Origin of the sequence: Pseudomonas songnenensis, assembly GCF_003696315.1 — a bacterium.
Classification (GTDB): domain Bacteria; phylum Pseudomonadota; class Gammaproteobacteria; order Pseudomonadales; family Pseudomonadaceae; genus Stutzerimonas; species Stutzerimonas songnenensis.
In genome coordinates, this window is the sequence record NZ_RFFN01000013.1 from 1 (window position 1) to 6,715 (window position 6,715).

A 6,715-nucleotide genomic window follows, 5' to 3' on the forward strand; every position below is an offset into this window, starting at 1 on the left:
AAGAAGGCGTTCAGGCCCATGCCCGGTGCCAGCGCGATGGGGTAGTTGGCAACCAGCCCCATGATCGCCGAGCCGATGGCCGCGGCCAGGCAGGTGGCGACGAACACCGCACCGTGATCCATGCCGGTTTCGGCGAGGATGCTCGGGTTGACGAAGAGGATGTAGGCCATCGTCAGGAAGGTGGTGATACCGGCCAGGACCTCGGTGCGCAGCGTGGTGTTGTGCGCCTTGAGTTGAAATAGCTTTTCCAGCATGGTCGATCCTCTAAGTGCCGGTCAGTGTGAGGGCTGTCGCCTCTGGCGGGCGATTCGCGTGTCGTCGCAAAAGCCGCGCATCTTACACCGGGCGACAGCGCGGTTGAATTTCCATTGAGCAGGTGAACGCCATGAGCAAACGAGTCCTGATTCCGATCGCCGACGGTTCCGAAGACCTGGAAGCCGTCACCCTGATCGACGTGCTGCGCCGCGCCGAGTTCGAAGTGCTGGTCGCCAGCGCCGAGGAGCGGCGCATGCTGACCTGCGCGCGGGGCACCCGGATCACTGCCGACGCCATGCTGCTGGACGTGCTCGCGCAGGACTTCGACCTGATCGTGCTGCCCGGTGGCATGCCCGGGGCGAAAACCCTAGGCGAGCTGGAGCCGCTGGCCGAGCGCGTGCGCCAGCAGGCCCGCGCCGGGCTCGATTATGCGGCGATCTGCGCCGCACCGGCGGTCGCGCTGCATCCCTACGGCGTGCTCAAAGGCCGCCAGGTGACCTGCTATCCGGGCATGAGCGACAACCTCACCGGCACGCACTTTCTCGACCAGCCGGTGGTGGTGGACGGCAACTGCATCACCAGTCAGGGCCCGGCGACCGCCCTGGAATTCGCCCTGACCCTGGTGGAGCGCCTGGCCGGTCGCGGCAAGCGCCGCGAGGTCGCCGACGCCATGCTGGTGCCGGCAACGAACTAACCTCGTCCCGGATCGGTCACTCCTTGCATTGCCGGAAGTCCCGGCGGCAACTGGCTGGAGCCGAGGAGAACGATGGACAGTGTCGATCTGACGGTGCTGCGGCGCGCCCGCGACTGGTTGCGCGACGGCCACGCGGTGGTGCTCTACACGGTGCTGGAAACCTGGGGCAGTGCGCCACGTCCGGTGGGTTCGCTGCTTGCGCTGCGCGGCGATGGTCGCGTCGAGGGCTCGGTGTCCGGCGGCTGCGTCGAGGACGATCTGCTCGCCCGGGTCATGGCCGACCAGCCACCGTCTACCGGCCAGCTGATCACCTATGGCGTGAGCAAGGAAGAATCCGCGCGTTTCGGCCTGCCCTGCGGCGGCACCCTGCGCCTGCTGCAGGAGCCATTGCGCGATGCCGGCTGGATCGACGAGCTGCTGCGTCGCTGCGCCGCACACGAGCGGCTGCTGCGCTGCGTGGATATCGCCAGTGGTGACGTAACGCTGCAAACCGCCGGACGCGACGCCGCGCTGCAGTTCGATGGCCATACTCTGCGTGCCCCGTTCGGCCCGGCCTGGCGCCTGCTGATGATCGGCGCCGGGCAGCTGTCGCGTTATGTCGCCGACCTGGCCCACGGCCTCGGCTTCGAGGTGCTGATCTGCGACCCGCGCGAAGGTTATGCCCATGACTGGGATGCGGCCGCCGTGCGCTTCGTGCCCGGCATGCCGGACGATGCCGTGCTGGCCATCGAGCCGGATGCGCACACCGCCATCGTTGCGCTGACCCACGACCCGCGGCTGGACGACATGGCACTGCTTACCGCGCTGCAATCGGACGCTTTCTACGTCGGCGCGCTGGGCTCGCGGGTCAATAGCGAGAAGCGCAAGGCGCGCCTGCTCTCGCTGGGCCTCGGCGAGCGCCAGGTGCAGCGCCTGCACGGCCCCATCGGCTTGCCCATCGGCAGCCGTACGCCGGCGGAAATCGCGCTGTCCTTGATGGCCGAGGTGGTGGCGCTGAAGAACGGCGCCCTGGTCAGCCAGGCGTTGCCGGCACAGCGCTGTGCCTGAGCAGGGCGTTTGCGCCATTGTTCTCGCCGCCGGGCAGGGCAGCCGTTACCGCGCGGCCGGTGGCGCGGACAAGCTGCTGGCGGCCAGCCTGGCTGCTGCGTCTTCGCCGCCGGTGCTGGCGGCCACGCTGGCGAGCTTTCGCGGTGTCGCCGAACGGCTGCTGGTGGTGACCCGTGCAGACAATCTGCCGCTGCGCGAATGGCTGAGCGCCAACGCTGCCGACTGCGGGGTGCTTGCGCTGGACACCCGCGGCCTCGGCCACAGCCTCGCGCAGGCCGTGGCCCACGCGCCGGTGGCGCGCGGCTGGCTGGTGGCGCTGGCCGATATGCCCTATGTGCGGCCGCGGACCCTGCGCGAGATCGCGGCGGCCATCCGCGAAGACAACCTGGTCGTGCCGACCTATGACGACCGCCCCGGCCATCCGCGCGGCATCGGCAGCGCCCATCGCGATGCGCTGCTGCAGCTGGATGGCGATCGCGGTGCCCAGGCGCTGTTCGTCGCGCACCCGGTACTGGCGCTCGCCCTGAACGATCCCGGCGTGCTGCAGGACATCGACCATCCTGATGACCGCCGGCAGGCCTGAACCCCAGTCGCCTCGGTGGTTGCCGGGAACCTGCGCGAAGCAGATGTCGGTCGCTCCCGCGTAGCGCCACGCCGTTCCCCACGAGACGACTCTCCGCCAGCGCAGCCACTCGGCCAGCGGTGCTGAACGATTTTCGCGCCACGCCAGTCGTACCCCAAGACGCACGGACAGCGCACACCAATGCCCAAACCGTGAGGCTGCCATGAGCGAACATTCTTCAGCTGCAGGCCAAACCTGCACCATCAGCCTGGAGCTGAACGGCGAACGCCGTGAGCTCCAGGTGCAACCCTGGACCACCTTGCTCGACCTGCTGCGCGACCAGCTCGGCCTGACCGGCACCAAGAAAGGCTGCGATCACGGCCAGTGCGGCGCCTGCACGGTGCTGCTCGACGGCCGGCGCATCAACAGCTGCCTGACCCTGGCGGTGATGCACGACGGCGCCAGCCTGACCACCATCGAGGGCCTGGCCAGCGCCGAGGCGCTGCACCCGCTGCAGGCGGCCTTCGTCAAGCACGACGCCTTCCAGTGCGGCTATTGCACGCCGGGGCAGATCTGCTCGGCGGCCGGGCTCGCGGCGGAGAACCGTGCCAGCAGCCGCGACGAGATCCGCGAGCACATGAGCGGCAACCTCTGCCGTTGCGGCGCCTATCCGAACATCCTTGCCGCCATTGAGGACGCTCTGCCGGCGCTGCGCGGCCAGGAGGGTGCGCAATGACGCCGTTCAGCTACCAGCGCCCCGAACGTATCGACCAGGCCATCGCCCTGCACGGGCCGGACAGCCGCTACATCGCCGGTGGCACCAACCTGCTCGACCTGATGAAGGAAAACGTGCTGCAACCCGGCCAGCTCATCGACATCAACGGCCTGCCGCTGCGCGAGATCGAGCAGACCGCCGAGGGCGGCCTGCGCATCGGGGCGCTGGTGAGCAACGCCGACCTGGCCTGGCACCCGCAGATCGAACAGCGCTATCCGCTGCTGAGCAAGGCGATCCTCGCCGGGGCATCGCCGCAGCTGCGCAACATGGCCAGCACCGGCGGCAACCTGCTGCAGCGCACCCGTTGCTACTACTTCTACGACACCGCCACGCCCTGCAACAAACGTGAGCCGGGCTCCGGTTGCAGCGCGCGTGACGGACGCAATCGCATCCACGCGATTCTCGGTGCCAGCGAGCACTGCGTCGCCGTGCATCCGTCGGACATGTGCGTGGCGCTGGCGGCGCTGGATGCGCGGGTGCATGTGGAAGGGCCGCATGGCAAGCGGCGACTGGAGCTGGTGGACTTCCACCGCCTGCCCGGCGACCAGCCACAGCAGGACAACGTACTCGTCGAAGGCGAGCTGATCACCGCGATCGAACTGCCGGTGGAAGGCTTTGCCAGCCACTGCGCCTACCTCAAGGTGCGCGACCGCGCCTCCTACGCCTTCGCCCTGGTGTCCGTCGCGGCGGCCCTGGAGATGGATGGCGACGTCATCCGCCGCGCCCGCATCGCCCTCGGCGGCGTCGCGCACAAGCCCTGGCGTATCGAAGAGGCCGAAGACCAGCTCAGTGGCAAGCGCGCCGAAGCGGGCTGCTTCGCAGCGGCAGCCGAGCGCCTGCTGCAAGGCGCACAACCGCTTGCCGACAACGCCTTCAAGATCGACCTGGTCCATCGCGCCATCGTGCGTGCACTGACCGAAGCCGCCGGAGGAACCGTCTGATGAACAGCGCCAACTCTCCACTGGGCAAGCCGCTGGACCGTGTCGACGGTCCGCTCAAGGTCACTGGCAAGGCCTGTTACGCCGCCGAGGCCGAGGTGCCGGGGCTGCTCTACGGCGCGGTGGTCTCCAGCCGCATCGCCCGTGGCCGAGTCACGCACATCGATGCCGCCGCGGCCGAGGCACTGCCCGGCGTGCGACTGGTGCTTACCCATCAGAACCGCCCGCCGGTGGCCAGCTACGACGAGCCCTACGAGGACGACGATGCCGCCGAAGGCTCGCCGTTCCGCCCGCTGTACAACGATCGCGTGCTCTACAGCGGCCAGCCTCTGGCGCTGGTGGTGGCCGAGACCCAGGCCCTGGCGCGCCATGCAGCGAGCCTGGTGCGAGTCGAATACGAGGTCGAGGCGCACCAGACCGATCTGCAGGCCGTGCGCGACCAGGCCCACGATGCGCCTGCCGAGCTGCCCGAGCCGCGCGGTGATTTCGACTCGGCGTTCGCGGCGGCGGCAAATCGCATCGACCGTGAATACGAAACCCCGGTGGAACACCACAACCCCATGGAGCCGCATGCTTCCATCGTCCAGTACCAGCCGGGCGGGGAGCTGCTGATCCACGACAAGACCCAGGGCGTGCAGAACTGCCAACGCTACCTGGAACAGGTGTTCGACATGGAGGGCAAGATCCGCGTGCTGTCGCCCTTCGTCGGCGGTGCCTTCGGCTCCGGCCTGCGCCCGCAATACCAGCTGCCGCTGGCGGTGATGGCCGCGCTCAAGCTCAAGGCCGCGGTGCGCGTCGAGCTGACCCGCCAGCAGATGTTCACCTTCGGCTATCGCCCGCGGACCGTCCAGCAGCTCAAGCTCGCCGCCGATGGTGACGGGCGGCTGCAGGCCATCGAGCACAGGGCCATCGGCCAGACCTCGCGCTTCGAGGACTTCACCGAGCACGAGGTGGAGTGGTCCGGCATGCTCTACGCCTGCGACAACGTGCGCCTCGGCTACCGCCTGGCGCCGCTGGACGTCTATACCCCGCTGGATATGCGCGCCCCGGGCGCGACCATCGGCGTCTATGCGCTGGAGTGCGCGATGGACGAGCTGGCCCACGAAGTCGGTATCGATCCGCTGGAGCTGCGCTTGCGCAACTACACCGAGATCAACGGCAACGAGGGCAAGCGCTATTCCAGCAAGGAGCTGCGTGCCTGCTACCAGCAGGGAGCCGAGCGTTTCGGCTGGTCGCGGCGCGCGGCGCAGCCACGCAGTCTGCGCGACGGCCATCAGCTGGTCGGCATGGGCATGGCCACCGGTGTCTGGGAGGCGATGCAGATGCCTGCCTCCGCTCGCGCCTGCATCGACGCGGACGGAAGGCTGCTGGTAACCAGCGCCACCGCCGACATCGGCACCGGCACCTACACCGCGATGACCCAGATCGCCGCCGACGCCATGGGCCTGCCGATGAGCGAGGTGGAATTCCGTCTGGGTGATTCCAGCCTGCCGCAGGCGCCGCTGGAAGGCGGGTCGGCCACCGTGTCCTCGGTCGGTAGTGCGGTGCAGCGCGCCTGCGCCGGCCTGCGGCAGAAGCTGCTGGACGCCGTGCAGCAGTCGCCGGCCTCGCCGTTCACCGGGGCGAGTCTGGACGCGGTGGAGTTCGTCGATGGGCAGCTGCGGCTGAAAACCGGCGAACATGCCGTGGCGCTGCGCGACATCGTCCAGGTCAGCGGGGCGCTGGAGGCCGAAGCCAGCGTCAAGCCCGACGAGAAGCGCGACGCCTGGGCCACCGCGACCCATTCGGCGGTGTTCGTCGAAGTGCGCGTCGACGAGGACCTCGGCACCATCAAGGTCAGTCGCGTGGTCAGCGCGATTGCCGCGGGCCGCATCGTCAACCCGAAGACCGCCGGCAACCAGATCGTCGGCGGCGTGGTATGGGGCATCGGCCAGGCGCTGCACGAGGAGACGCTGATCGACCACCGGCTCGGCCGCTACATGAACCACAACCTCGCCGAGTACCACATCCCGGTGAACGCCGACATTCCGGAGGTCGACGTGATCTTCGTCGAGGAGCACGACGAGATCGTCAACGACCTGGGGTCGAAGGGGGTAGGGGAGATCGGCATCGTCGGTGTGGCGGCGGCGGTGGCCAATGCGATCTACAACGCGACCGGCAGGCGGGTGAGGGACCTGCCGATTACCCTGGACAAACTGCTGTAGGCGCCGGCGCGCAGGTGGGTTTCGGCCCGCCGTGCGGCTGCGGAAGATGGAGCCGCTGATCGTCCCCGCGCTGCGTGGGCACGCCACGGTGGGCCTCTGCGTTCGGGGCGTGTGGACCATCAGAACGGTAGCGTGACCCTTTGGGGGCTTTAGCTCATCAGTGCGGCAAAAGGTTGCTGGGTCGTCAGGAGGATAACGAGTTGCCTGACGGCTTGGTTTTCGCCCTGCTGGGCGAGTCAC

Annotated in this window: 7 protein-coding genes; 6 read left to right on the top strand and 1 reads right to left on the bottom strand. The window is 68.6% G+C overall.

Going from position 1 to position 6,715, the window contains the following annotated elements:
• Positions 1-254: solute carrier family 23 protein (locus EA798_RS20330; protein WP_276330369.1), on the bottom strand; the 254-nt coding region annotated here is incomplete at its 3' end.
• A 131-nt stretch (positions 255-385) separates the two neighbouring features.
• On the opposite strand from EA798_RS20330, the gene EA798_RS20335 reads away from it, so the two are divergent.
• The 6 genes from EA798_RS20335 (at position 386) to EA798_RS20360 (ending at position 6,475) form a co-directional block, all read left to right on the top strand.
• The gene (locus EA798_RS20335) at positions 386-949 is read left to right on the top strand and encodes a DJ-1 family glyoxalase III (RefSeq protein WP_122100105.1); all 564 of its coding nucleotides are present in this window, start codon (positions 386-388) and stop codon (positions 947-949) included.
• Between the two features lie 72 nt (positions 950-1,021).
• Positions 1,022-1,996 carry an XdhC family protein gene (locus tag EA798_RS20340; protein WP_122100106.1) on the top strand — a complete coding sequence of 325 codons (975 nt, stop codon included), beginning with the start codon at positions 1,022-1,024 and terminating at the stop codon, positions 1,994-1,996.
• Positions 1,989-2,579, top strand: coding sequence for a nucleotidyltransferase family protein (locus tag EA798_RS20345; protein ID WP_122100107.1), 591 nt, complete (start codon positions 1,989-1,991; stop codon positions 2,577-2,579). Before EA798_RS20340 ends, EA798_RS20345 begins: the two co-directional genes overlap by 8 nt.
• 202 nt (positions 2,580-2,781) lie before the next feature.
• Positions 2,782-3,294 (top strand): (2Fe-2S)-binding protein, encoded by a 513-nt coding sequence (locus tag EA798_RS20350; protein WP_106155820.1) that lies wholly within the window; start codon positions 2,782-2,784, stop codon positions 3,292-3,294.
• Positions 3,291-4,274, top strand: coding sequence for an FAD binding domain-containing protein (locus EA798_RS20355; RefSeq protein WP_122100108.1), 984 nt, complete (start codon positions 3,291-3,293; stop codon positions 4,272-4,274). The genes EA798_RS20350 and EA798_RS20355 overlap by 4 nt, the downstream gene beginning before the upstream one ends.
• Positions 4,274-6,475 carry a xanthine dehydrogenase family protein molybdopterin-binding subunit gene (locus EA798_RS20360; protein WP_122100109.1) on the top strand — a complete coding sequence of 734 codons (2,202 nt, stop codon included), beginning with the start codon at positions 4,274-4,276 and terminating at the stop codon, positions 6,473-6,475. The genes EA798_RS20355 and EA798_RS20360 overlap by 1 nt, the downstream gene beginning before the upstream one ends.
• Positions 6,476-6,715: the final 240 nt, after the last annotated feature.

Excerpts from the sequence above, each read along its gene's own strand:
- EA798_RS20335 (WP_122100105.1), top strand. The coding sequence starts at position 386 with ATGAGCAAACGAGTCCTGATTCCGATCGCCGACGGTTCCGAAGACCTG.
- EA798_RS20340 (WP_122100106.1), top strand. The coding sequence starts at position 1,022 with ATGGACAGTGTCGATCTGACGGTGCTGCGGCGCGCCCGCGACTGGTTG.
- EA798_RS20350 (WP_106155820.1), top strand. The coding sequence starts at position 2,782 with ATGAGCGAACATTCTTCAGCTGCAGGCCAAACCTGCACCATCAGCCTG.
- EA798_RS20355 (WP_122100108.1), top strand. The coding sequence starts at position 3,291 with ATGACGCCGTTCAGCTACCAGCGCCCCGAACGTATCGACCAGGCCATC.
- EA798_RS20360 (WP_122100109.1), top strand. The coding sequence starts at position 4,274 with ATGAACAGCGCCAACTCTCCACTGGGCAAGCCGCTGGACCGTGTCGAC.